The sequence below is a fragment of the Kitasatospora sp. NPDC001540 genome (assembly GCF_042894345.1).
In the GTDB taxonomy this organism is placed as follows: Bacteria; Actinomycetota; Actinomycetes; order Streptomycetales; family Streptomycetaceae; genus Kitasatospora; species Kitasatospora phosalacinea_C.
This window is the reverse complement of the sequence record NZ_JBIAVO010000028.1, coordinates 61412-86086: the sequence shown is the minus strand read 5'-3', so window position 1 is coordinate 86086 and position 24675 is coordinate 61412. Positions and strand designations below refer to the sequence as shown.

At 74.3% G+C, this 24675-nt stretch carries 20 protein-coding genes (1 of these 20 running past the window's edge); 16 read left to right on the top strand and 4 right to left on the bottom strand.

The window, feature by feature from the left end:
- On the bottom strand, positions 1-2444 hold the 5' portion of the coding sequence (locus tag ACFY00_RS27820) for a condensation domain-containing protein (RefSeq protein WP_388034275.1). Its footprint begins 220 nt before the window's first position; 2444 of the gene's 2664 nt are visible here — the first part of the coding sequence; it begins with the start codon at positions 2442-2444; its stop codon lies off the left edge, out of view.
- A gap of 523 nt (positions 2445-2967) precedes the next feature.
- On the opposite strand from ACFY00_RS27820, the gene ACFY00_RS27815 reads away from it, so the two are divergent.
- The 5 genes from ACFY00_RS27815 (at position 2968) to ACFY00_RS27795 (ending at position 7866) form a co-directional block, all read left to right on the top strand.
- Positions 2968-3165, top strand: coding sequence for a hypothetical protein (locus tag ACFY00_RS27815; RefSeq protein ID WP_388034274.1), 198 nt, complete (start codon positions 2968-2970; stop codon positions 3163-3165).
- A gap of 90 nt (positions 3166-3255) precedes the next feature.
- Positions 3256-4599, top strand: coding sequence for a radical SAM protein (locus tag ACFY00_RS27810; RefSeq protein WP_388034273.1), 1344 nt, complete (start codon positions 3256-3258; stop codon positions 4597-4599).
- Entirely contained in the window at positions 4584-5186 is a 603-nt protein-coding gene (locus ACFY00_RS27805; protein ID WP_388034272.1) for a flavoprotein, read from the top strand. Before ACFY00_RS27810 ends, ACFY00_RS27805 begins: the two co-directional genes overlap by 16 nt.
- Complete coding sequence (locus ACFY00_RS27800) at positions 5186-6364, top strand: hemopexin repeat-containing protein (protein WP_388034271.1); 1179 nt, start codon at positions 5186-5188, stop codon at positions 6362-6364. Before ACFY00_RS27805 ends, ACFY00_RS27800 begins: the two co-directional genes overlap by 1 nt.
- A 47-nt stretch (positions 6365-6411) precedes the next feature.
- Positions 6412-7866 (top strand): caspase family protein, encoded by a 1455-nt coding sequence (locus ACFY00_RS27795; protein ID WP_388034270.1) that lies wholly within the window; start codon positions 6412-6414, stop codon positions 7864-7866.
- A 47-nt stretch (positions 7867-7913) separates the two neighbouring features.
- Here ACFY00_RS27795 and ACFY00_RS27790 read toward each other — a convergent pair whose 3' ends face one another.
- A complete protein-coding gene (locus ACFY00_RS27790) occupies positions 7914-9716 on the bottom strand; it encodes an acyl-CoA dehydrogenase (protein WP_388034269.1) in 1803 nt (600 codons plus the stop codon).
- Positions 9717-9897: 181 nt separating this feature from the next.
- On the opposite strand from ACFY00_RS27790, the gene ACFY00_RS27785 reads away from it, so the two are divergent.
- Genes ACFY00_RS27785 through ACFY00_RS27775 form a run of 3 tightly spaced genes read left to right on the top strand, consistent with a single transcriptional unit; the run spans position 9898 to position 13618 of the window.
- Entirely contained in the window at positions 9898-10515 is a 618-nt protein-coding gene (locus ACFY00_RS27785) for a (2Fe-2S)-binding protein (RefSeq protein ID WP_388034268.1), read from the top strand.
- The gene (locus ACFY00_RS27780) at positions 10512-11516 is read left to right on the top strand and encodes an FAD binding domain-containing protein (protein WP_388034267.1); all 1005 of its coding nucleotides are present in this window, start codon (positions 10512-10514) and stop codon (positions 11514-11516) included. The genes ACFY00_RS27785 and ACFY00_RS27780 overlap by 4 nt, the downstream gene beginning before the upstream one ends.
- Entirely contained in the window at positions 11513-13618 is a 2106-nt protein-coding gene (locus ACFY00_RS27775) for a xanthine dehydrogenase family protein molybdopterin-binding subunit (protein ID WP_388034266.1), read from the top strand. The genes ACFY00_RS27780 and ACFY00_RS27775 overlap by 4 nt, the downstream gene beginning before the upstream one ends.
- 42 nt (positions 13619-13660) lie before the next feature.
- Here ACFY00_RS27775 and ACFY00_RS27770 read toward each other — a convergent pair whose 3' ends face one another.
- Together ACFY00_RS27770 and ACFY00_RS27765 are read right to left on the bottom strand one after the other, a co-directional pair.
- Complete coding sequence (locus ACFY00_RS27770; protein WP_388034265.1) at positions 13661-14176, bottom strand: Asp23/Gls24 family envelope stress response protein; 516 nt, start codon at positions 14174-14176, stop codon at positions 13661-13663.
- A gap of 224 nt (positions 14177-14400) precedes the next feature.
- Positions 14401-15282 carry an SMP-30/gluconolactonase/LRE family protein gene (locus ACFY00_RS27765; RefSeq protein ID WP_388034264.1) on the bottom strand — a complete coding sequence of 294 codons (882 nt, stop codon included), beginning with the start codon at positions 15280-15282 and terminating at the stop codon, positions 14401-14403.
- 241 nt (positions 15283-15523) lie between these two features.
- Here ACFY00_RS27765 and ACFY00_RS27760 point away from each other — a divergent pair, with 241 nt between their 5' ends.
- The 8 genes from ACFY00_RS27760 to ACFY00_RS27725 all read left to right on the top strand — a co-directional run bounded on the left by ACFY00_RS27760 (position 15524) and on the right by ACFY00_RS27725 (position 24615).
- Positions 15524-16918, top strand: coding sequence for an MFS transporter (locus tag ACFY00_RS27760; protein WP_388034263.1), 1395 nt, complete (start codon positions 15524-15526; stop codon positions 16916-16918).
- 47 nt (positions 16919-16965) lie between these two features.
- Positions 16966-18282: an ROK family protein gene (locus ACFY00_RS27755; protein ID WP_388034262.1), complete on the top strand. Its 1317-nt coding sequence runs from the start codon at positions 16966-16968 to the stop codon at positions 18280-18282.
- Positions 18283-18458: 176 nt separating this feature from the next.
- The gene (locus ACFY00_RS27750; RefSeq protein WP_388034261.1) at positions 18459-19586 is read left to right on the top strand and encodes an enolase C-terminal domain-like protein; all 1128 of its coding nucleotides are present in this window, start codon (positions 18459-18461) and stop codon (positions 19584-19586) included.
- The gene (locus ACFY00_RS27745; protein WP_388034260.1) at positions 19583-20365 is read left to right on the top strand and encodes an SDR family NAD(P)-dependent oxidoreductase; all 783 of its coding nucleotides are present in this window, start codon (positions 19583-19585) and stop codon (positions 20363-20365) included. The genes ACFY00_RS27750 and ACFY00_RS27745 overlap by 4 nt, the downstream gene beginning before the upstream one ends.
- Positions 20366-20422: 57 nt before the next feature.
- Positions 20423-22630 carry a hypothetical protein gene (locus ACFY00_RS27740; RefSeq protein WP_388034259.1) on the top strand — a complete coding sequence of 736 codons (2208 nt, stop codon included), beginning with the start codon at positions 20423-20425 and terminating at the stop codon, positions 22628-22630.
- A gap of 96 nt (positions 22631-22726) precedes the next feature.
- Complete coding sequence (locus ACFY00_RS27735; protein ID WP_388034258.1) at positions 22727-23143, top strand: transposase; 417 nt, start codon at positions 22727-22729, stop codon at positions 23141-23143.
- Positions 23071-23382, top strand: a complete 312-nt coding sequence (locus ACFY00_RS27730; RefSeq protein WP_388034257.1) for a transposase — start codon at positions 23071-23073, stop codon at positions 23380-23382. The genes ACFY00_RS27735 and ACFY00_RS27730 overlap by 73 nt, the downstream gene beginning before the upstream one ends.
- Before the next feature lie 309 nt (positions 23383-23691).
- Positions 23692-24615 carry a hypothetical protein gene (locus tag ACFY00_RS27725; RefSeq protein ID WP_388034256.1) on the top strand — a complete coding sequence of 308 codons (924 nt, stop codon included), beginning with the start codon at positions 23692-23694 and terminating at the stop codon, positions 24613-24615.
- Positions 24616-24675 lie beyond the last annotated feature (60 nt).

Here is a 24675-nt window from a genome sequence, read left to right as displayed (position 1 = left end):
AGCCCCCGCGCGGCGGGGGGGCGGGGCGGCCCGGGGGGGCCGTCCGGGCCCCGGCCGGCCGGGGGGGGCGCGCCGCGCGGCCGGCCGCGCGGCGGGCGCGCCCGCCCGTCGGACGCGCCGAGCTCCCAGGTGGTCGCGATGACCGTCGTCTCGGTGGGGCCGTAGGAGTTGACCACCCGCACCCGGTCCCCGAACCGGGCGCGCCAGGCGGCGACCGCGTCGGGGCGGACCTGGTCGGCGCCCAGGACCAGCAGCCGCAGCCGCTCCGGCCACGGCGTCTCGTCCAGGTCGGCGACCAGGTGGTGCCAGTAGGGGGTCGGCAGGTCCAGCACCGTGACGCCGGCGGCGTACGGCTCGGCCAGCTGGTCCGGGAGCGCGGCGCCGGGCCGGGCCGTCACCAGCACCGCCCCGGCGGCGAGCGCCGGGAAGAGCTCCTCGGCGCTGGTGTCGAAGGCCAGCGTGGCGTACTGCAGGACGCGGTCGTCCTCGCCGATCCCGTAGCCGTCGACCATCCAGGCGACCCGGGCGGCCAGCGCCCGGTGCGGCACGAGCACGCCCTTCGGCCGGCCGGTCGACCCGGAGGTGTAGATCAGGTACGCCGGGTCGTCGGGCCGCGGCCCGGGCAGTGGTTCGGAGGTGCCGGCGGGGCCGTCCCAGGCGGCGGACAGCACCGGCACCCGCACCTCCACCCCCTCCGGTGCGCGGCCGTCCGCCATGAGCAGCAGGACGGCCCCGCTGTCGGCCAGCGCGAAGGCCAGCCGGGCGGCCGGGTAGGCGGGGTCGAGCGGCAGGTAGCCGGCGCCGAGGCGCCAGGCGGCCAGCATGGCGACCACGGCCTGCGGGCCGCGCGGCAGGCAGAGCGCCACGAGGTCCCCGCGGCCGACGCCGTGCGCCGCGAGCCGGGCCGCCAGCGCCCGGGACGCCCCGGCCAGCGCGCCGCGGGTGAGCGCCCCGTCCGGGCCGACGACCGCGGTGGCGTCGGGGCGGGCCGCCGCCGCCCGGTCGATGGCGGGGAGCACGCAGGAGGCCGGGGGCAGCTCCGGGCCGCGGCCCGCCTCGGCGAGCCGGGCGAGGTCGTCGGCGTCCAGCAGGGGCAGGCGGTGCACGGGCGTGTCGGGGTGGGCCAGCGCGCCGCGCAGCAGGGTCTCGAACCGGCGGACGGTCGCGGCGGCCGTGTCGCCGCTCAGCAGGTCGCGGCGGTAGCCCAGGACGGCGTGCAGGTCGTCCCCGTGGGCGCGGACGTCCAGGCCGAGTTCGGACGTGACGGCCCGGTGCCCGCCGTCGACCTCGGTGCAGGTGAGGTCGGCGAAGGGCTGGGCGCCGAGCGCGCCGCCGTCCTGGGTGTGCACGGTGAGCAGGGTCTGGAAGACGGGGGCGCGCCCGGTGTCCCGGGCCGGCCGGAGGTCCTCGGCCAACTGCTCGAAGGGGACCCGCCGGTGGGTCAGGGCGCCCGTCCACTCGGAGCGGGTGCGGCGCAGGGCCTCGCCGAAGGTCGGCGCCGTCGAGAAGTCGGCGCGGAGCACCAGGGCGGACGAGAAGTAGCCGATGGCGTCCTCGCTGCCGACGGTGTCGCGCGCGGCGGTCGGCACCCCGACGCAGAAGTCGTCCTGGCCGGTGATCCGGTGCAGCAGGCTCAGGTACGCGGTGGCCAGCACCATGAACGGGGTGACGCGGTGGGCGCGGGCGAAGGCCGCGAGCTCCGGGCCGAGGCCGTGGAGCACCTGCGTGCGGTAGTCGCCGACGCTCCCGGCCCCGACGCTCCCGGTGCCTTCGGTCCGGGGCGCGTCCAGCGGGAGTTCCAGGGCGGGCGCCCCGGCCAGCCGGTCGCGCCAGAACTCCCTGGCCCGGGCCGCCTCGGGCCCGGCGAGCCAGGCGCGTTCGGCGGCCGCGAGCGCCCGGTACGACGCCGGGGCCGGGAGGTCGGGCCGGGCCTCGCCCCGTTCGGCCGCGTAGTGGTGGGCGAGTTCGGAGCGCAGCAGGCCGAGCGACCAGCCGTCGGCGACGATGTGGTGCAGCACGAGGCAGAGCAGGTGCTCCTGCTCGCCCGTCCGCAGCAGGTCGGCCCGCAGCAGCGGCCCGGCGGCCAGGTCGAAGCCGCGGTTGGTGAGCGCCGCGAGGGCCGCCGCCCGTTCGTCCGCACCGCGGGCCCGCAGGTCGACCGCGCCCAACCGCACCGGCGCGGGCTCGTCGACGACGACCCGCGGCCGGCCGTCCACCGCCGGGAACCGGCTGCGGAGCGCCTCGTGCCGGGCGGCCACCGCGTCCAGCGCCCCGGAGAGGGCGGCGACGTCGAGCCGTCCGGTCAGCCGGAGGACCAGCGGGATGTTGTAGGCGGCCGTGCCGGGCTCCAACTGGTCGAGGAACCACAGCCGTTCCTGTCCCACGGACAGCCGGTCCGCCGCGTCGTGGGGGACACCGGCGGTGCCGTCAGCTGTGATCGTCAAGTCGACTCCGGTCCGGTGGTTCGGTGCGCGTCGCCGCCGCGCGGCAGGCCGGGGGAACCGTCGGACCGCGCGGGGCGGGCAGGAGACGGAACGCGCCGGACAGCATGATCTGTGAGGTCAGGGCGCTCTCGTGGGGCTGCCGTGACGGCTCAGATGCTAGGGAAGCGCGGACCGCGTGGTCAATGGTCTAAACCATCCCGGGATTTGGAGGAGTTGTGATCGCCGCGCCGCGCGTCCGGTCGCCCGGCGGCGCGGGTCGCCCGGGCCGTCGCGGAGGGTGGCGGCACCGCTCCGCTCCGTTTGCGGGGCGCCCCGGGCGCACCTACCGTCGGACCGTCGGCCGCGAGGCCGGCGCAGCAGGAATGTCCCGCGAGGGTCATTCGTATGCGTAGGAAGAGAGGGGAATCCTGTGCCCCGAGACAACCCTGAGTACCGGAAGAGGTCGGCCCCGGAGCCGGGCAAGGCGGCAACCGCCGACGTCCAGGCTCGCAAGTCCCCCGGAACCGGCACCGTCCAGCTCATCGTGATCAGCCCCGAGAACATCGACACCCTCATGGAGAAGGCGCAGGCCTTCACCGAGGGCGCCGCACAGCGCTCCGGGCCGCACGTCCGCGACTTCGAGGACGAAGAGATGACGACAGAGGACCCCGGAGGCGACGCCGCCGCCCTGGGGGCGTTGAACGGCAACTGCAAGAGCTGCCCGGTCAACGGGATCTGCTGACCGCACGGCGCACGCCCGGCCCGTTCGCGCAGCCCCAGCGCAGAAACACACGAGAAAGGCACCGAGATGGTGGATGGACCCGATTCCGGCGTGCGCCGATCCCGATACACCGTCATCGTCGAGGACGGTGACGGGACCCACCTGATCTACAACACGCTGAGCGCGGCGTTCCTGAAAGTTCCGGGCAGCGCCGTCCAGTTCCTGCTGGACGACCCCGACTGGAGCTGTCCCTCCGGCGACCTCTCGCCGTTCCAGCGCTACCTCCACGGGCTCGGGGTCCTCGTGGACTCCGAACTGGACGAGGGGGAGGCCTCGCGCGGGCTGCTCCGGGACCACCACGCGCGCCAGGACCGGATGGAGCTGTTCCTGCTGCCCCACGAGAACTGCAACTTCCGCTGCACCTACTGCTACGAGGCCTTCGCCCGCAACAAGATGGAGCCCTGGGTGGTGGAGGCGGCCAAGCAGTTCGTGCTGAAGCGGTCGGGAGGCCTGCGGTCGTTGCAGACGTCCTGGTTCGGCGGCGAGCCGCTGCTGGGTTACGACGTCATCAGTGAACTGTCCGCGTTCTTCGTCGAAGTGTGCCGGCAGGCCGGTGTCGACTACCAGTCGGGGATCACCACCAACGGCTACCTGCTGGACGAGGACAAGGCGCGGCACCTGGTCCGGGAATGCGGGGTGCGACAGTTCCAGATCACCCTGGACGGGCCGTGCGAACAGCACGACCGGCGGCGCCACCTCCTGGGCGGCGGGGGAACCTACGAGCGCATCTACCGCAACCTCCTGTCCCTGAAAGGGGTGGAGGGCTCCTTCAACGTGTTGATCCGGGTGAACTTCGACCACGAGGTCGGCGGCGCCATGGACGACTTCCTGAGCCGTCTGCGCGACGACTTCACGGACGACCCCCGGTTCCTCGTCCACTTCTTCCCCATCGCCAACCTGGGCGGCGACACGAGCGACGAGATCAACGACCTCCCCCTGTGCGACGCCAACGCGACGCGCGTGCTCGAGTACCAGCTCCTGGAGAAGGCCGTCGACCTCGGGTTCCGGACGTTGACCCGCGACCAGCTGGGGCCGCTGTCGTCGACCTGCTACGCGTCCGACCCGAGGAACCTCATCATCGGTGCCGACGGAACCCTCTACAAGTGCACCGTCGCCTTCGACGACCCCCGCAACCACGTCGGTGTCATCCGGCCCGACGGTTCGCTGCAGATCGACGAGGCCAGGTTCGGCCTCTGGACCGAGCACGCCGGCGCGAGCGACCCGCACTGCCGGTCCTGCACGCTGAACCCGACCTGCCAGGGCATGGCGTGCCCGCTGCACCGGATGAACACCGAGAGCCGCGCCTGCGTGCCCATGAGGGCGGACCTGCCCCGCACGATCCGGCTGCTCGCCCGGGAACTGTCGCAGGAGGCCGAGCGGTGTCAGAGTCGGTAGGTTCCGAGGCCCCCCGCCTGCTGGTCGGCGCCTGCGGGGCGGCGAACGCGGTCAGCCTGCACGAGTACCTCATCTCGCTGCGGCAGGTGACGGTCCGCACGACGGCCGTCCTCACCCGCTCGGCCGCCGAACTCGCCTCGACCAGGTCGATCCGGGCGGTCAGCGGCAACCCCGTCTACACCGACGAGGACCACCACGGCCTGGCCGTCCCCCACATGGAGCTCGCCCTCTGGGCGGACCTCCTGGTCGTGGTGCCCGCCACCGCGAACATCCTCGGCAAAGCGGCCCACGGCATCGCGGACGACCTCCTCTCGTCGATCATCCTGGCGCACGGCAGACCCGTGGTCTTCGTGCCCAGCATGAATCCCGTGATGTGGGAGAAGGCCGCCGTGCGCAGGAACGTCGACACGCTCGAACGGGACGGGCACCGGATCCTGCTGTCCGACGTCCCGCGCCCCAGCCTGAAAATGGCGACCGGAGAGTGGCTGATGTGCGAACTCGGCCCGAGCCCGGAGGAACTGGCCAAGAAGATCTCGGCCGAGATCGAATCCCGTCACCATCTGAAGCAGAACGGCGGAGTGAACTGATGGGCACAGGAGTGTACTTCTTCCGTGACGGCCGGTACGTGCGCTACGACCGGGGCGACGACGCCGCCGGGGACGCGCGCGAGGTCGCGGGGAACTGGCCGGGGCTCGCGGAGGCCGGCTTCGACCGGCCCGACGCGGCGGTCAACTTCGAGGCGGGCAAGGCCTTCTTCTTCCGGGGTTCCGACTACGTCCGGTACGACATCGCCGCCGACCGCGTCGACCCCGGGTACCCGCTGTCGATCGGTGACCAGTGGCCCGGGTTGCGGGAGGCCGGTTTCGACGCGGGCCTGGACGCGGTGGCCAACTGGGGCAACGGGAAGGCGTACTTCTTCAAGGGGGCGCAGTACCTCCGGTACGACATCGCCGCCGACCGCGCCGATCCCGGGTACCCGTTGTCGATCGGTGACCAGTGGCCCGGGTTGCGGGAGGCCGGTTTCGACGCGGGCCTGGACGCGGTGGTCAACTGGGGCAACGGGAAGGCGTACTTCTTCAAGGGGGCGCAGTACCTCCGGTACGACATCGCCGCCGACCGCGCCGACCCCGGGTACCCGCTGCCGATCGGCGACCAGTGGCCCGGGCTCGCTCCGGCGGGCTTCGGGTCGTCGGTCCGCGCCGCCCTCGACCTGTTCGACGGACGGGACCTCTGGCTGCCGAACGCCGAGCGCATGCCGGCGACGAAGAACGGGCCGAAGTACCTGCCGCTCCCGTGGCGCGGCGTGCTGCACACCACGGAGGGTCCGACCATCGCGGGGGCACTGCAGACCTTCCGGGACACCAACTTCTGGCCCACGCTCACCATCGAACCGAACACGCTGCGCGTGGTCCAGCACTACTCCCTCAACGCCGGTGCCCGAGCGCTGTCCGACCACGCGACGGCGGAGAACGCGGCCCGCTGCGTGCAGATCGAGATCGTGGGATTCGCCGCCCAGACCCCCACCTGGGCACCCGAACAGCTGGCCTTCATCAGGGACGTCATCCGTGAGATCGAGTCCCTCGTCCCGATCCCCCGGACGTCGGGGCGCACGTTCCTCGACGCGGCCGGGGTGAGCTCGCAGCCCGGGAACCGCATGTCGGTCGACGAGTGGCGGCGGTTCTCCGGCTGGTGCGGTCACCAGCACGTGCCCGGTGAGACGCACTGGGACCCCGGCGCGCTGGACATCGACACCGTGCTGGGCTGACGGACCCGGCCGCGCCCCGTCAGAACCCGCCGAGAAGGAGTCGACCTGTGACCGGCATCGCCCTCCACATCGGGCTCAACGGCGTCGATCCCGACGCCTACGAAGGCTGGGACGGCGCACTGGACGCCGGTGAGCCCGACGCCCTCGCCCTGGAACGGATCACCCGGAAGCTCCGGTACGACACGAGGACGCTACTCACCCGGCAGGCCACCACCAAGGCCGTCCTGGGCGAGATCAGCAGAGCCGCCACCACCCTGCGCGACGGCGACATCTTCGTCCTGACCTACGCCGGACACGGCGGGCAGCTCGCGGACCTCGACGGCGACGAACCGGACCACCGCGACGAGACGTGGGTCCTGTACGACCGCCAACTGCTCGACGACGAGCTGCGGGTGGCGCTGTCCGGGTTCCCGGCAGGCGTCCGGGTCGTCGTCGTCTCCGACAGCTGCCACAGCGGCACGGTCATCCGCGACAGCGCCGACGCGCTGATGAGCCAGCGCGGCATCGCCGCCGCCTTCGCCGAGGTCGCCCCACGCGCACGCGGGAGGGACCGCTCACGGGCGGGAGCTTCGCGGGCCGTTGCCGAGACCGAGACCCCGAAGGTCCGGCAGATCCCCTCGGACGTCCAGCGGCGCGTCCAGGCCGAGCAGGGCGCGCGGTACCGGGCGATCCGCCGGGGCGTCCCGAGGGCGGAGGAGTCCGCCGTCGACGCGAGCGTCCTGCTGCTCGCCGCGTGCATGGACAACCAGACCGCCGCCGAGCAGTTCGGGCACGGGCTGTTCACCGCGACCCTGCTCGAACAGTGGGACGGGAGACGCTTCGCGGCCAGTTACCAGGAAGTGATCTCCACCGCCCGCACCCAGCTGCCGCCCCTGCAGAGTCCGAACCTGCTGACGCTGGGCAGGACCCGGCCCGGTTTCAAGGACCAGACCCTCTTCGCCCTGGCGCCGCCGACGGACGCCGCGCCGGACCCCGGCCAACAGGCCGACACGCTCCCCGCCCCTCCGGGGAAGGCGGCCCCCGTGACCGGCTCCGACCAACCGGTCCCCCCACCCGCGGCCAAGACGGCGCCACACCTGTCCGTCACGGTCGGTGTCACGCTGCGCCCCGCGGACCGGGTCAGCGAGCTGCTGCTCGACCTCCTCGCCGCCGCGGTGGAGGACCCGGAGGACCCCGGCCCGCGCGACCCGGCCACGCTCCACCTCGACACGCTCTCCTGCGAGGTCCCCGACGACCTCGGCGGCGACGAACCGTACCTCACGTTCAACGGCGAGAGGGTGTGGAGCGCCTCCGGGGTGAACGACGGTGACGCGCGCGTCGTCGGCTTCCGGCGGGAGTTCGCCGGTTCGGTCACCGTCGGGCTCCACGACGAGGAGCTCGGGACCGACGACGAGATCGGCTCCTGCGTCATCGGCTCCGAGGAAGCCGGACGCGGCACCCGGACGGCCTTCTTCTCGGGCCCCGGGGGCGCCCGCTACTCCTTGACCTACACCGTGGAGTAGGAGGACGTCACCTCCGGGGAGCCACCGGGTACGGCCGAGGGCTGCGGTCAGAACCAGTCGGGGCGGGTGTCGGCGGCCGTCCGGTCCAGGGCGTCCAGCAGGTCGAACTGCGGTCCGGTGCGGGGGAGTTCGACGCGGAAGAAGTAGCGGGCGGCCTGCCGCTTGCCCTGGTGGAAGGCGTCCCCGTCCTGGCCGTCGGGGAGGGCGAGGAGCTGCTCCAGCCAGATCCAGGCCAGCACCACGTGCCCGACGGCCTCCAGGTAGACGGAGGCGTTGGCCAGCGCGGTGTCCGGGTCGCCGCCCGCCCACAGCGCGGCGGTGGTCCGCCCGACGCGGGCGGCGGCCGCGGCCAACTCGGCGGCCAGCGCGCCGACTTCGCCGTCGAGGGCGGTGGCGCGGCGGACGGTGGCGTCGATGGTCTCCAGCAGCAGCCGCAGGCCCGCGCCGCCGCCCATGACGACCTTGCGGCCGAGCAGGTCGAGGGCCTGGATGCCGTGGGTGCCCTCGTGGATGGGGTTGAGCCGGTTGTCGCGGTAGAACTGCTCCACGTCGTACTCGCGGGTGTAGCCGTAGCCGCCGTGGACCTGGATGGCGAGGTCGTTGGCGGCCAGGCACCACTGCGAGGGCCAGCTCTTGGCGATCGGGGTCAGCACGTCCAGCAGCAGCCGGGCCCGGGCGCGTTCGGCCTCGCCCTCGGCGGTGCGCTCCTCGTCCAGCAGGCGGCTGCAGTACAGGCTCAGCGCGAGGCCACCCTCGACGTAGCTCTTCTGGGCCAGCAGCATCCGCCTGACGTCGGCGTGCTCGATGATCGGCACCTGCGGGGCGGTGGCGTCCTTGCCGGTGGGCGGGCGGCCCTGGGGGCGGGTGCGGGCGTAGTCGAGGGCGTGCAGGTAGCCGGTGTAGCCGAGCGCGGCGGCGCCCAGGCCGACGCCGATCCGGGCCTCGTTCATCATGTGGAACATGTACGCGAGCCCGTGGTGCGGCTGGCCGACCAGGAAGCCGACCGCGCCCGGTGCGCCGCCGGGAGTGTGCCGTCCCTCGCCGAAGTTGAGCATGGTGTTGGTGGTGCCCCGGTAGCCCATCTTGTGGTTGAGGCCCGCCAGCACGACGTCGTTGCGCTCCCCGAGCGAACCGTCCGGCGCCACCAGGTACTTGGGGACGACGAAGAGCGAGAGGCCCTTCACACCCGCCGGTCCGCCGGGGATCCTGGCGAGCACCAGGTGGACGATGTTCTCGCTCAGGTCGTGGTCGCCGCCGGAGATCCACATCTTGGTGCCGGTGACCCGGTAGGTGCCGTCCGGCTGCGGCACCGCGCGGGTGGTGACGTCGGCCAGCGAGGAGCCCGCCTGCGGCTCGGAGAGGCACATGGTGCCGAAGAAGCGGCCCGCCACCATGGGCCGCACGTAGGTGTCGACCTGCTCCTGGCTGCCGTGCGCGAGCAGCAGGTTGGCGTTGGCGACGGTGAGGAAGGGGTACGCGGCGGTTCCCACGTTCGCGGCCTGGAACCAGGCCATGCAGGCGTGGGCCACCACCTGCGGCAGCTGCTGCCCGCCCACCGCGTGGTCCATCGCCGCCCCGGCCAGCCCCGAGTCGGCGAAGACCCGCAGCGCCCGCCCGACCTCCGGGATGACGTGCACGCGCTCGCCGTCGAAGGTCGGTTCCTGGGTGTCGTTCTTCTTGTTGTGCGGGGCGAAGTGCCGGGCGGCGATCTCCGCGCTCAGGTCGAGCACCGCGTCGATGGTGTCCCGGTCGTGCTCGGCGTAGCGCTCGCGCGCGGTCAGGGCGGTGACGTCCAGCCAGTCGTGGAGCAGGAAGTCCAGGTCGCGGCGGGACAGCAGGAGGGAGTCCATGGGCGAGGCGTCCAATCGGCGGCGGTCGGGAGGCCGCCCGCGTCGGCGCGGCCCGGCCGAATTGACTCGCGAGTAACGTAGGCGCCCCTCCATGTCGAGTCAAGATCCTCGCGGGGCGCCCGCCCGGGTGAGTACCGGTGGGTCCCGTGTGGGCGGGACGGGCTTCGGGAACCCTCGTGCGGTGAAGAGCGACATCACCGTCCACGTCGACGGAACCCCGCGTCGGCTGACCGTCGACACCCGTACGACCCTGCTCGACGCCCTGCGTGAACGGCTGGGGGTGACGAGCCCGAAGAAGGGCTGCGACCACGGGCAGTGCGGCGCCTGCACGGTGCTCTCCGGCGGACGGCGGGTGCTGAGCTGCCTCACCCTGGCGGTCACGCAGGACGGCGCCCGGGTCGTCACCGCCGAAGGGCTCGCCGCCCACGGCCCGTGCGGCGGCGACCGGCCCGACGGCGAGCGGGACTCCGGTGACGACGGGCTGCACCCGGTGCAGCGGGCGTTCATCGACTGCGACGCGTTCCAGTGCGGCTACTGCACCCCGGGGCAGGTCGTCTCCGCGGTCGGGATGCTCGACGAGTTCGCGCGGGGCTGGCCCAGCGCCGTCACCGAGGGCGCCCGGCCGCCGCGGCTGGACCGGGCCGAGGTGGCCGAGCGGATGAGCGGCAACCTGTGCCGCTGCGCGGCCTACGTCAACATCGTGCCCGCCGTCCAGCGGGCCGCGGCGGAGTCCGGCACGGCGTCGGGGGCGGGTACGGATGCGGGTGCGGCGGCGCCGGGTGCGGGGGTGGCCGGGTGAAACCGTTCGACTACCGGAGCCCGGCCGACGCGGCGGCGGCCGTCCGCAGCGTCGCCGGGAACCCGGCCGCGGTGTTCCTCGGCGGCGGTACGAACCTGGTCGACCACCTCAAGCTCGGCGTCCTCGCCCCCGAGCTGGTCGTCCACGTCGCCGACCTGCTGCCCGCCGGGATCGAGGAGCTCGACGGGGGAGCCCTCCGGATCGGCGCGGGCGTCCGCAACAGCGACCTCGCCGCCGACCGGCGGGTGCGCGAGCGCTTCCCCGTGCTCTCCCAGGCCCTGCTGTCGGGCGCGTCCGGCCAGTTGCGCAACATGGCCACCACCGGCGGCAACCCGCTGCAGCGCACCCGCTGCGTCTACTTCCAGGACGTCACGACCCCGTGCAACAAGCGGCAGCCCGGCTCGGGTTGTTCCGCCGTCGGCGGCTGGACCCGGTACCACGCCGTCCTCGGCGCCTCCGAGCACTGCCTCGCGGTCCACCCCTCCGACATGGCCGTGGCGCTGGCCGCCCTCGACGCCCAGGTGCGGGTGCTGGGGCCGGACGGCGAGCGCACGATCCCCTTCACCGGCCTGCACCGGCTGCCCGCCGACACCCCCGAGCGGGACACGGTGCTCGAACACGGGGACCTGATCACCGCGATCGACCTGCCGCCCCTGCCGCTCGCCCGCCGCTCGGCCTACCGCAAGGTGCGCGACCGGGCCTCGTACGCGTTCGCCCTGGTCAGCGTCGCCGCAGCGGTGGAGGTGCTGGACGGGGTGATCACCGACGCGCGGGTCGCGTTCGGCGGCGTGGCCCACGTGCCGTGGCGCGCGCACCGGGCCGAGCGGGTGCTGCGCGGCGCCCCGGCCACCGAGGAGACCTACCGCGCCGCCGCGGACGCCGAACTCGCCGACGCCCGCCCGGCCGACGGGCTCGACGGCGGCAACGCCTTCAAGATCCCGCTGTTGCGCCGCACCCTCGCCGCCACCCTGCGCGGACTCGTCCGGGAGGACGCCCGATGACGTTCATCGACCGCCCCGCCGCCATCGGCCTGGACCTGCCCCGCCGGGACGGCGCCGCCAAGGTGCGCGGCACCGCCGTCTACGCCTACGAGACGCCGGTGGAGGATCCTGCCTACGCGCACCCCGTCCAGGCCACCGTCGCCCGGGGGCGGGTCACGGCGCTGGACACCGCCGCCGCCGAGGCGCTCGACGGCGTGCTCGCGGTGCTCACCCCCGCCACCGCGGAACGCCTGGCCTCCACCGAGGACCGCGAGCTGGCGGCCCTCCAGGACGACGAGGTCGCCTTCCGCGGCCAGGTCGTCGCCCTGGTCGTCGCCGACAGCTCCGAGACGGCCCGGCACGCCGCCGCCCTCGTCCGGGTCTCCTACGCGCCGGCGACGCACGACAGCGAGCTGCGGGCCGACCGCGACGACCTGTACGCGCCCGAGCGGGTGAACCCGGACTTCCCCACCGACACCGTCGAGGGCGACGTCGCGGCCGCCACCGCCACCGCGGCGGCGGTGGTCGAGCAGACGTACACCACCGCGACGTACCACAACAACCCGCTGGAGCCGCACGCCACCACCGCCCGCTGGGAGCCCGGCGACGGCCGCCTCACCCTGTGGGACTCCACCCAGGGCGTCCACCCCGCCCGGACCGCCGTGGCGTCGGTGTTCGGCCTCGACGAGGCGAAGGTCCGGGTGGTCTGCCCGTACGTCGGCGGCGGCTTCGGGTCGAAGGGCACCCCGCACGTCAACGTGGTGCTCGCCGCGATGGCCGCGCGCGCCGTCCCCGGACGGCCGGTGCGCCTGGCGCTGACCCGGCAGCAGATGTTCTCCCTCGCGGGCTACCGCACCCCCACGATCCAGCGCTGCCTCCTCGCCGCCGAACCCGACGGCACGCTGACCGCCCTCGCCGTGGACGTCGTCGAACAGACCTCGCGGATCAAGGAGTTCGCCGAGCAGACCGGCGTGCCCGCCCGGATGATGTACGCCGTCGCGAACCGGCGTACCACCCACCGCCTCGCCGCCCTGGACGTGCCCGTGCCGTCCTGGATGCGCGCCCCCGGGGAGTGCCCCGGCATGTTCGGGCCCGAGGTGGCGATGGACGAACTGGCCGAGCGGCTCGGCATCGACCCGGTCGAGCTGCGGATCCGCAACGAGCCCGCCACCGACCCGGAGACCGGCAAGCCCTTCTCCAGCCGCAACCTCGTCGGCTGCCTGCGCGAGGGCGCGGCGCGCTTCGGCTGGAACGGGCGCGACCCGCGGCCCGGCGTGCGCCGCGACGGCGACTGGCTGGTCGGCACCGGCGTCGCCGCCTCCACCTACCCGGTGCACCGGATGTCGAAGTCGACGGCGGTGATCCGGCGGGAGGGGGAGCGGTACGTCGCCGAGATCGGCGCGGCCGACCTCGGCACCGGCACCTGGACCACGCTGGCGCAGATCGCCGCGGACGCGCTCGGCGTCCCGGTCGAGCGGGTCGAGGTGCGGATCGGCGACACCGCCTACCCGATGGCGACGGTGGCGGGCGGCTCCTCGGGCATGTCGACCTGGGGCTCGGCCGTGGTCGAGGCCGCCCGCGCCTTCCGCACCAGGTACGGCGCCGAGCCGCCGGAGCGGGCCGAGGCGTCCGGCTCCGTCCCGCCGGCGGACGACCGCTGGGCGATGCACGCCTTCGGCGCCCAGTTCGCCGAGGCCCGGGTCCACCTGGACACGGGGGAGGTCCGGGTGCCGCGCCTGCTGGGCGTCTTCGCCGTCGGCCGGATCGTCAACCCGCGCACGGCACGCTCGCAGCTCGTCGGCGGCATGACCATGGGACTGTCCATGGCGCTGCACGAGCAGAGCGTCCTCGACCCCCGGACCGGCCACGTCGTCAACCACGACCTCGCCGACTACCACATCACGGCCAACGCGGACGTCGCCGAGGTCGAGGCCCACTGGCTCGACGAGCACGACCCCCACGTCAACGCGATGGGGACCAAGGGCATCGGCGAGATCGGCATCGTCGGCACCGCCGCCGCGGTCTCCAACGCCGTGTGGCACGCCTGCGGCGTGCGGGTGCGGGACCTGCCCGTCACGCTGGACAAGGTGCTGCCCGCGCTGGAGGATCCGCCCGGGCGGTGAACCGCCCGCACGGCGGCGCCCCGCCGTGCGGGCCGCGTTTCCTCAGACCACCCGCCTGGAACCGGTGGCCCCCTCGTCGTCCTCTTCCTCCTCGTCCTCACCGGGGAGGTAGACGTCCTTCACCGCGACGTTCACCTCGACGACCTCCAGGCCGACCAGGCGCTCCACCGCCTCGACGACGCCCGCGCGCACGTCCTTCGCGACCACGGGCACGAGCACGCCGTACTCGACCACGACCTCCAGGTCGACGGCGGCCTGGCGCTCCCCCACCTCGACCTTCACCCCGCGCGTGGCGTCGCCGCCCTTGCGGCCGGGGACGCGGTCACGCACCGAGCCCAGCGCCCGGGACGACCCGGGCCCCAGGGCGTGGACGCCCGGAACCTCGCGCGCGGCCTCCCCGGCGATCTTCGCGACGACGGTGTCGGCGACGGACGTCTTCCCGCGCCCTCCGGCCGCGGCCGCGGCGCCCGCGCCGGGACGGGGCGCACCGGGGCGGGGCGCGCCGGGAGGCGGCTGCGGAGGGCCCCCGAGGGGACGGACGTTTCCCGTGTCGGTCATGACGGCCTCCTGTGTGCTGGCCCGGTGGAACTCCGTACGGGCGGACCGCGGGCTCGACCGGCCCGCCGGCACCGCGCCTGCCCATCGGCGGACAGAAATCACCTATGTCCCGTTTCTTTTCCTATCTCCCGATAAGAACGGAAAACGTCCGAGGGCAAGCCCGGTTCCGGTGGCGGACGGAGGTGCGGTCGTGGGCGCGGTCGTGGGCGCGGTCGGTGCGCGCCTCACCCCGCGAAGGCGTGCGCCGGTAGGCCCCGCACGCCCGGCGCGCAGGCGAAGAGCGAGCCGGCGAGCGGCTGTTCGCGCAGCTCGGCCCCGGTCAGGCCGCGGCTGGCGGTGGTGAGGTAGAGGGTCTCCAGCGCCGGGCCGCCGAAGGCGCAGCTGGTGACCTTGGCGGCGGGCACTTCCACGACGGCGGCCAGGGTGCCGTCCGGCAGGTAGCGGTGGACGGCGTACCCGCCGAAGAGGGCGACCCAGACGCCGCCCTCGGCGTCGACGGTCAGCCCGTCCGGCACGCCGTCGGTGACGCGCGCCAGCGTGCCGGTGCGGCGCAGCGCCGGGCCGGTGCGGTCGTAGACGGCGACCTCGCGGGTGGGGGAGTCGGCGTAGTAGGCCAGGCGGCCGTCCGGGGACCAGTCGAGGCCGTTGGAGATCGAGACGCCGGTCAGCTCGGTCGTCAGGCTCGTGCCGTCCAGCCGGTGGAGCGCGGCGGCCCCGGACGCGCCCGCGGTGGACATCCCGCCCACCCAGAACCGGCCCTCCGGGTCGCAGCGCCCGTCGTTCAGGCGTTGGTCGGGGCCGGGCAGTCGGACGCGGGCGAGCGGTTCGGGCTCGCCCCCGCGCTCCGGGCGGTAACCGGCCAGGGTGTCGCCGAGGGCGAGCAGCAGCCCGCCGGAGGCGCGCAGCGCGACGGCGCTCAGCGGGCCGGGGAAGACGGCCCGCAGCGCGTCGCGTCCCGTCGCCGGGTCGAAGCCGTGCAGTTCGCCGCGCGGGATGTCGGTCCACCACAGCAGCCCCTCCCGGGCGTCCCACAGCGGACTCTCGCCCACCAGCGCGCGGGCCTCGTGGACGGGACGGGCGGAGAGCGGGACGGGTGCGGCGGGCACGGCGGCCTCCGGGGGCGAGCGACGGGCTGGGCACGGGGACGCTACCCGGTCGGGGGCCCGGCGCGCCCGTTTCCTGCGCCCGCCTTTCGGCAGTGTTTCGCCGCGTGAAATCCCGCCCCGAATCGACGTCACCGCATTGACCAGCCTTGTTCCCGGTGTCCGGCCGAAGCTAACTTGCGGGGTGAAATTAACCGTGCGGTCCCTCCCCCTCCGTCTTCCTCCTGCCGGGAGCAGCCCAGCCATGTCCTCCGTCGCCGTCCCCACCGCCCGGGTGTCCGCCCGGACCGTCCGCAGACTCGCACCGCCGCTGGTCGCCTTCGGCGAGTTCGTCGACGGCTACGACCTGCTGGTGATGAGCACCGCGCTGGTCTTCCTCACCCCCGCCTTCGGGCTGACCGCGCTCGACAAGGGCCTGCTCGGCGCCGCCAGCTTCGTCGGTGCCGCCCTCGGGGCCCTGGTCTTCGGTGACCTGACGGACCGTTTCGGCCGCCGCGCGATATTCGTGATCAACCTCGTCCTGTTCGTCGTCTTCGCCCTGGTCTCGGCCTTCGTCACCAACGTGCCGGAGCTGATCGCCGCCCGCTTCCTGATCGGCGTCGGCGTCGGCATGGACATCCCCACCAGCTCCGCCTTCCTGGCCGAGGTCGCCCCCGCGCGTCGGCGCGGCCGCTTCGTCGGCTCGCTGCCCAACGCGATGTGGCTGCTCGGCGCGATCACCTCCGCCCTGGTCGCGATCTCGCTCAAGGGGGACCCGGACGCCTGGCGCTGGCTCCTCGGCCTGGCCGCCGCCCCGGCGCTGCTGGTGCTGGTCGGCCGCCAACTGCTGCCCGAGTCCCCGCGCTGGCTGCAGGCCAAGGGGCGCGAGGCCGAGGCCGCGGCCGTCTACGCGCAGCTCGGCCTGGAGCGCCCGTCCCGGCTGGAGCCCGTCGCCACGGCCGAACGGACCGGCTACCGCGCCCTGTTCGGCCGCCGCTACCGCACCCGCACGCTCGCCTTCGCGCTCTTCTTCGCCGCCAACGGCCTGGGCGGCGGGGTCAGCACCATCGCCGGTCCGCTCTTCCTGACGGCCGCCGGACTGGACAAGACCCAGGCGATGGAGTTCACCCTCTACGGCTTCCTGGTCGGCCTCGGCGCGGTCGTGCTCGGCTCGTTCCTGGTCGACCGGGTCGACCGCCGCTGGTTCGGCGCGGCGACCGCGCTCGCCGCCTTCGCGGTGACCCAACTGCTGGCCTGGGCCGGGACGGGCAACCAGCCCGTCGTCCTCGCCAGTTGGCTCGCCTTCACCTTCTTCACCTGGATCGGCCCCGGCACCCTGGCCTGGATCTGGTCCGCCGAACTCTTCCCGACCGCGCTGCGCGGGGTCGGCACCGGCTTCACCCAGGCCTCGGCCCGACTGGCCATCGCGGTCACGGCCGGGTTCGGACCCACCGTGATCAGCACCTGGAGCCTGCACGCGGTGGCGGTCTTCTCGGCGGCCTACCTGGTCTGCGCCGCGGTGCTGCTGGCCTTCCCGTTCTTCGCCACCACCGGCACCGAGCTGGAGCAGGCCGCGGCCGAGGGCGGAGCGGGGACGCGGCAGGCCCGGGCCGCCGCCCCGACCACCGAGGCGGCCGGGGCGCCGGTTCCGGGAAGCTGACCGGACCCGGAAGCCGACCGCGCACCACCGACCGCAGGGACAGACCGATGAGCAGCGAACGATCCGTGACCGCCGACGCCGACACCCGTACCGACACCGACACCCGTACCGCCGACGCCGACATCCCTACCGAGGCCAGGGCTGGGACCCGGGCCGGCGCCCCCACCGCACAGCCCGGCGACGTCGGCCGCCGCAACGTCGCCGCGATCATGCGGACGGTGCTGGTGCACGGCCCCCAGCCGCGCGCCGGGATCGCCGAGCTCACCGGTCTGTCCGCCGGAACCGTCACCCGGCTCACCGCACGGCTGACCTCCGCCGGGCTGTTGCACGAGCTGCCCGGCGTGCGCGGCCCGGCCGAGGGCGGCCGGCCGCGCGTCCCGCTGGACCTGCCCACCGAGCGCACCGCCGTGGTCGGCGTCCACATCGGACTGCTGCGCACCACGGTGGGGCTGGTCGACCCGCGCGGCGGCGTGCTCGGCCAGGCCGTGCACGCCCACCGCTCGTCCGCGCCGGACGTGCTGGTGGCGCAGGCGGCCGCCGCGGTGGCGGAGCTGGCCGGAGGGCTGGGCGCGGGCCGCCGGGTGCTCGGCGTCGGCGTCGGCATCGGCGGCTGGGTGGACACCGAGCACGGCACCGTCGTCGCGCACCAGCCGCTCGGCTGGCACGACGTCCCGCTGCACCGGCTCCTCTCCGCCGAACTGGGCCACCCGGTGCGCCTGGAGGGCACCGTCCGGGCGATGGCGCTGGCCGAGACCTGGTACGGCGCGGCCACCCGGGCGCGCAGTGCGGTGGAGCTCTTCATCGGCAACGTCGTCGGCAGCGCGCTGGTGCTGGACGGGCGGATCCACGGCGGGCCGCGTTCCGCCGCCGGCACGCTCACCCACCTGCCGGTGGCGGGCGCGCGCGGCCCGCGCTGCGACTGCGGCCGGTACGACTGCCTGCAGGCGGTCGCCACCGACGCGTCGGTGCTGGCCCAGGCCCGGGCCGCCGGGTCGGCCGGGCCCGGGGACGCCTTCGAGGACGTGATCGCCCGCGCCCGGCAGGGCGACCGCCCCGCCGCCCACCTGCTGCGCCGCCGCGCCCGGCACGTCGGCCGCGCCGCCGCGCTGGTGCTGGACCTGCTCAACCCGGAACTGGTGGTACTGGCCGGAGGCCCGCTGCTGACCCCGGAGTACCTGCCGGACGTACGCCGCGAACTGGTCCGCCGCAGCCAGCTCGGCGGCGAGGCGGCCGCCCGTCTGGTCCTCTCCGGACTCGGCCCGCAGGCCCTGGTGCTCTCCAGCGCGGCCCCTTTCCTGGACGCCTACTTCAGCGATCCGCTCGGCTACGAGCGCGGCGTGGAGCGGCTGGTGATGGACGCGTGAGCGCGCGGGCGGGGCGCGGCGAAGGCACGGGGTCCGTGGCGCGGGGCACGCGAGGGGCGGGCACGCGAGGGGCGGGCGCGAGTGGGACGGGCACGTGTGGGACGGGCGGCCGCCGGGGCGCGGCGGATCCGACCCGGAGCGCGGCCGGGGGCGGGCAGGCGCGGCGAGGAGCGGGCATGAGCGAGTCCCTTCGGCTCTCCCTGCACCGGGCCCGGGTCTCCGCCCGCACCACCTGGTGGGTGGCCGCCCTGCACGACGCCGACGGGCGGACCGGCCTCGGCGAGTGCTCCGACGCGGGGCCGGGCGCGCGCCGGGTCTGGGCCCGGGCGGGCGCGCTGCTGCGGGCGGGCGCGGGCGTGCCGGAACTCGCCGGGCACCTGGACGAGGACGCCGGCCCCGACCTCGCCCGGCACACGGTGCTCGGCGCGCTGGAGTCGGCGCTCGCCGACCTGCGCGCCCGCCGGGCCGGGCAGCCGCTGTGGCAGGCGCTCGGCGGCGCGGAAGCGCGCCCGGTGCACCGTTACGCCAACATCAACCGGGCGCTGCGCACCCGCACCCCGCAGGAGTTCGCCGAGGTCGCGCGCGCCGCCGAGGCGGCGGGCTACCGGGCGGTCAAGTGCGCGCCCTTCGACGGGCTGCCGCCCGGCGACCGGCTGCGGAAGGGGCTCGTCCGGGCGCGGGCGGTGCGGCGCGCGCTGCGCCCGGCCACGGAGCTGATGGTCGACGCCCACCTGCTGCTCGACGTCGAGCAGGTGCTGCGGGCCGCCCCCGCGCTGGCCGCGCTCGACCTGCGCTGGCTGGAGGACGCCGTACCGCTGGACGACCCGGACGCGCTCGCCGCCGTGCACGCGGCCGGCATCGCACCGCTCGCGGGCGGCGAGTTCGCGACCGGCCCGGAGCAGGTCCGGGCCGCACTGCACAGCGGACACCTGGCCTGGCTGCTGCCCGACGTCAAGCACAGCGGCGGCCTCGGCCCCGCCCGCCGTCTCGCCGAAGCGGCCCGCGCGGCGGGTGCGCGCGTCTCCCTGCACAACCCCGCCGGACCGGTCGCCACGGCGGCCGGCCTGCACCTGGCCGCCGCGCTCGGACCGGACACCGGCGCGGAGACCGGCGCGGAGACCGGCACGGAGATCGAGTTCGCCTTCGGTGAGGCCCGCTGGCGCGGTACGAGCGTGGTGCCCGCCGAACCGGCCGGCGCCACCGCGTGGTTGACGCCGCCGCCCGGCCCCGGCCTCGGCCTGGACCTCACCGCCCGCCACTGGCGTCCGGTACCGCTGCCACGCCTGGACGGAGCCCTGCGATGACCGCCCCCGCCACCCCGCCCCGCCCCCGCGACCTGGAGGGTCGCACCGCCCTGGTCACCGGGGGCGCCCGCGGCATCGGCGCGGCGGTGGTCGCCGAACTGCTGGCCAGGGGCGCGGCCGTGGTCTGCGTCGACCTGGCGGAACCGGAGGCAGCAGCTACGGCCTCCGGGGCCGCCTTCACGGCCCTGCGCGGCGACGTGTCCGACCCGTCCGTCCCCGCCGCCGCCCTCGCCGCCGCCCGCGACCTCGGCGGGCGGGCCGACATCCTGGTCCAGTCCGCCTTCGGCGGCGGGCCCGCCGCATTGGACGCCCAGCCGGAGGCCGAGTGGGACCGGATGCTGCACGTGGTGCTGACCGCCGCCCGGCGCTTCGACCTCGCCTTCGCCGCGCAGACCGGTCCGGCGGGCGGTGCCATCGTGCACCTGGCCTCCCCGCACGCCTTCGGCGCCGTGCCGGGCTTCTCCGCCTACGCCGCCGCCAAGGCCGGGCTGCTCGCGCTGACCCGCGCCGTCGCGGTGGAGCTCGGCCCGTGCGCGGTGCGCTGCAACGCGGTGGCGCCCGGTTTCGTCCCGGTCGAGCGCAACCGCCACGTCTGGTCCGACCCCGAGCAGGCCGCCGCACTGCTGCGGGCCGCACCGCTGGGCCGCTTCGGCGAGGCCGCCGAGGTCGCCCGCGCGGTCGGCTTCCTCGCCTCCTCCGAGTCGTCCTTCGTCAACGGCGCCTGCCTGGCCGTGGACGGCGGCATGACCGCGATGCTTCCCGAAGCGCTGCTGCGCTGAGGGCGGAAGGGCCTCCGGGCCGAAAGGAGCACCACCCGCCATGAAGGAGGACCACTGTTGTCACCGACCCCGCGACCGGCTCCGCGTCCGGCCCTGCGCCCGATCCCGCGAACGGCCCCGCGCCCGATCCCGCGCCCGCGCCGGACCTGGGTGCTGACCGCGCTCGCCGCCGCCCTCGCCGTGCTGCCGCTCGCCCCGGCGCTGCCCGCCACCGCCGCCCGCGCCGCCACCGGCACCGCCTACCACCTCGACTGCTCCGCCACCGTGGACGGGACCGGCACCCAGGCCGCCCCCTTCAACACCCTCGCCGACGTCAACGCCCTCGCCCTCCAGCCCGGGGACTCCCTCCTCCTGGCCCGAGGCACGACCTGCCTGGGCAGCCTCACCCCGCACGGCTCCGGCACCGCCGCCGCGCCGATCCTGATCGACGCCTACGGCTCCGGCGCGCTGCCCGCCGTCAACGCCAACGGTGCCGACCAGGCCGTGCTGCTCGCGGGCGAGTCCCACGTCCAGCTCCGCAACCTCTCGCTCTCCGCGCCCGGCGACAACACCACCGCCAGGCGCGGCGTCCACGTCTACGCCGCCGACGCCGGCACCCTGTCCGGCATCGTCCTGCAGGGCCTGGACATCCACGACGTGCGCGGGGCGCTGCCCGCCAGGACGACCACCGGCAACGGGACGGGGAAGTACGCGAACGCCTCCGGCGGCATCGTCGTCGAGGCCCAGGGCAGCAGCGTGCCGACCGCCTTCGCCGGACTGCAGGTCCTGGACAACCGCATCCACGCGGTGGACCGCCAGGGCATCTACACCTGGTCCAACTGGTGCCGCAGCTCCCGGCTGGCCGCCTTCTGGAACTCCCTCTGCACGGCGGCCTGGACCCCGAGCACCGACCTGGTGGTGCGCGGCAACCTGCTCTGGGACATCGGCGGCGACGGCATCGCCCCGATGACCGGCCAACACACCCTGGTCGAGCACAACACCCTGCGCGGCTTCAACGAGCGCTCCGGCTCGCCCAACGCGGGCATGTGGACGGCCAACACCGTCGACGCCACCTTCCAGTACAACGACACTTCCGGCGGCAAGACCACCGCCGACGGGATGGCCTACGACGTGGACCACTCCACCGACGGCGTGGTCTTCCAGTACAACCTCTCCCACGACAACCAGGGCGGCTTCTTCCTGCTCTGCCCCTACAACACGCCCACCAGGAACTTCGTGATCCGCGCCAACATCTCCGTCAACGACAGGACGCGCGGGTTCCAGGTCTGCGACGGCGCCCTGCAGAACGGGCGGATCCACGGCAACACGATCTACCTGGCCGACGGCATCAGCCAGCAGATCGTCACGGAGTCCACCGGCGCCACCCTGGACGTGAAGTTCACCGACAACGCGGTCGTTCGGCACGGCTCCACCGGCACGGTCGGCTGGACCCTCGACGACCCCGCCTGGGTCAACGACCACGACCTCTTCTACGACGTGCCGGTGCCCGCCGGGGCGACCAACGCCGTCACCGCGGCGCCGCTGCTCACCGGCCGGGAGCTGGCCGACGGCTACGGCTACCGGCTCACCTCCGGTTCGGCCGCGCTCGGCACCGGAGTCCAGATCAGCGGCAACGGCGCCACCGACTGGTTCGGCAACGCGGTGCCGACCACCGGGGCGCCGAACATCGGCGCCTACCAGGGCCCCGCGGTCTGCGCGCCCGCACTCGCCGACCCGTTCAACACCGACACCGCCGGTACGGCCCCGGCCGGTTGGACCGTCTCCGGCGCCGCCCCCGCGGCCCTGGTCGGGACCGACCCGGCGACCGGCGAGTACGGCCGCTCCCTGCTGCTGACCGGCCAGTCCGCCGACACCGCCGTCACCCGCTCCTTCACCGCCACCACCAGCGGTGACCTGCGGGTCGACGCCCGGCTGTGGGCGGGTCAGACCACCGCGCCGCTCGGCCTGCACGTGCTGGACGCCGCCGGAAACCCGGTGGCCCAGTTCAGCCTGGCCGCCGACGGCCGGGCCGCCTACACCGACAACGGCGCCTGGACCGACTCCGCCTTCGCCTACCCCAGCGGCCTCTGGCTGCCGGTCTCCCTGGTGCTGCACCCGGCGGCGGGCACCTACGACGTCTCCGTCAACGGCACCGCGCTGGCCACCGCCCGGCTGACCACCGGCGCGGGAGCCGCCGCCCAACTGCGGCTGCGCGTCCCGGGCACGTCGGGCCAGGTGCCGACCTTCGCCGTCGACGACCCGCTGGTGCAGTCGCTGGGCTGCTGAGAACTCGTCACACGATCTTGCTGATCGTCACTGGCCGGGCGTGACCGATGTGACGTTCCGTCTGTTCGTGATGGCGTGAGCAACAGGCCGTGAACCGTGGACGACGAGCTGTGGGCCCGGACCGGGCCGCTGCTTCCGGCGTGGCCGGAGGGGGCGCCGGGCCCGCAGCCGGTGGACGACCGTCGCTGCCCGCAGGGCATCCTGTTCGTGCTGTACACCGGGATCGCTCGGTGGCAGCTACCACTGGAACTGGGCTTCGGCTCCGGGCGGACCTGCTGGCGTCGGCTCTGTCATTGGCAGGAGGGCGGGGTGTTCGAGGCCCTGCACCGCGTACTCCTGGCCGGGTTGAACGTGGCCGGGCTGATCGATCGACTGGACGCGCGTATGCGTGGACGCCTCCCACGTACGCGCGAAAAAGGGGGAGTGAGGCGACCGGCCCGTTGCCGGTCGACCGTCGCAAGACCGGGAGCAAGCACCGCCCGATTAGCGGCGGCGGCCCCCCGTTCCACGTGACCACCACCGCCGCCAACATCAACGACGTCAACCGGACCCTCGCCCTGGTCGACAACATCCCGCCGGACGCCGACTGTCCGGGGCGGCCACGCAAGCGGCCCAAGTCCCTTCTCGAAGACAAGGGTTACGACAGCCGACACCTCCGCCGGGAACTGACCCGCCGCCGGACCCTGCCCGTCATCTCCCGGCGTGGCGAGCCCGGCATCCGCGGTCTCGGCAAGCTCCGCTACCGAAATTAAAAACGTGATGTCGGTCGACTGTTGACCATGAGGCCGTTACCGAGGACGTGCTCGTCGGCCAGATCCGGGCAGTACTGGATGTGCATGAGGCAGCGTTTCATGGTCTGGGTCACCTGGCCGTGGTTGGCGGCAGTGACGTGCTGCTCCCCGGCGGGGAAGACTCTACCGACCGGGGTGTCGCTGAGGAGCCGTCGGATAGTGGTGGACCGCCGCCGCCTCCATAACCGGGTGCGGGTCGGGTCCGGGAGTTGAGAGGATCCACCCACCGACCATGAACAGATGTCCGGGCTCGCCCGGGGAGGAATGGAAATGTCGAAGTTCGACCTGCTCGTGGTTCTGCCGCCCACCCCGCCGGAGCGGTACGACGCCGCGATCGCCGAGGCGATGGAGCCGTACTCCGCTCAGGACGCCACGTACGAGCAGGTGGACCCGAACGGCATCGCCTGGGTCGAGGAGCTCCGTGCGGGCGGGGTGCTGCCGCAAGGCGTCGAGCTGACCTGGCCGCAGGTCGCGGAGGCGTACAACTCGGCAAACGGATACGAGAATTCGCACAGCAAGGCGCTCCGCGTCGGCTGGGAGGGCCGTGGGTACTGGCTGCGGGAGTGGAACCCGAATGGCCAGTGGGACTACTACGGCGCGTATCGGCACGAAGGCCCCTACTTCCCGTACCGCCCGGAGGCTGTCGGCGACTCCCGCCTGTGGCTCACTGAATACCCGGAGGAGTTCGCCTCCCGGGGCCCTCTGGCCGGACTCACCACCCGCTGCGACGGCGGTCCGCTCGGCCTGCTCGACCTCGAAACCCTGCGCGACACCCTCGGCCGGCTCGCCGCCGCGGACCACGATGCTTGGCGGGCCAGCAACGGTGAAGCCCCGAGGTGGGATTGGTTCCGGTTCACCGAGGACCGTGACGAGAACATCGCCAAGGCCCGCGCCTCCGCCGTCCCCGCCGCCGCGCTGCTGCGGCTCGACGGCACCTGGGTCGACGCTGACGACTGGCGCGACGACTGCGCGGGCTACTGGCGATACGTCAACGCCTACCTGGACGCCCTCCCCGGACGACACCGTGGTGCTGGCCGTCACCTGCCATTGCTGAGCGCCCAGGCAGGAAGCTGTTGCAGCTGGCCGACGCCGCCTCGGTTCGTGCCGTTCGCCAACCCGGCTGATGCCCGGGCCAGGATGTCGGCATCGAATCACTCCAGTCCGTCCGCCGAAACTCGCCCCCGGTCCTACTGAACCTGAAAGGGTGCTGTTGGGGCTGTCTGCCTGACAGACGCTGGTTCCCTTCGGTAGTTC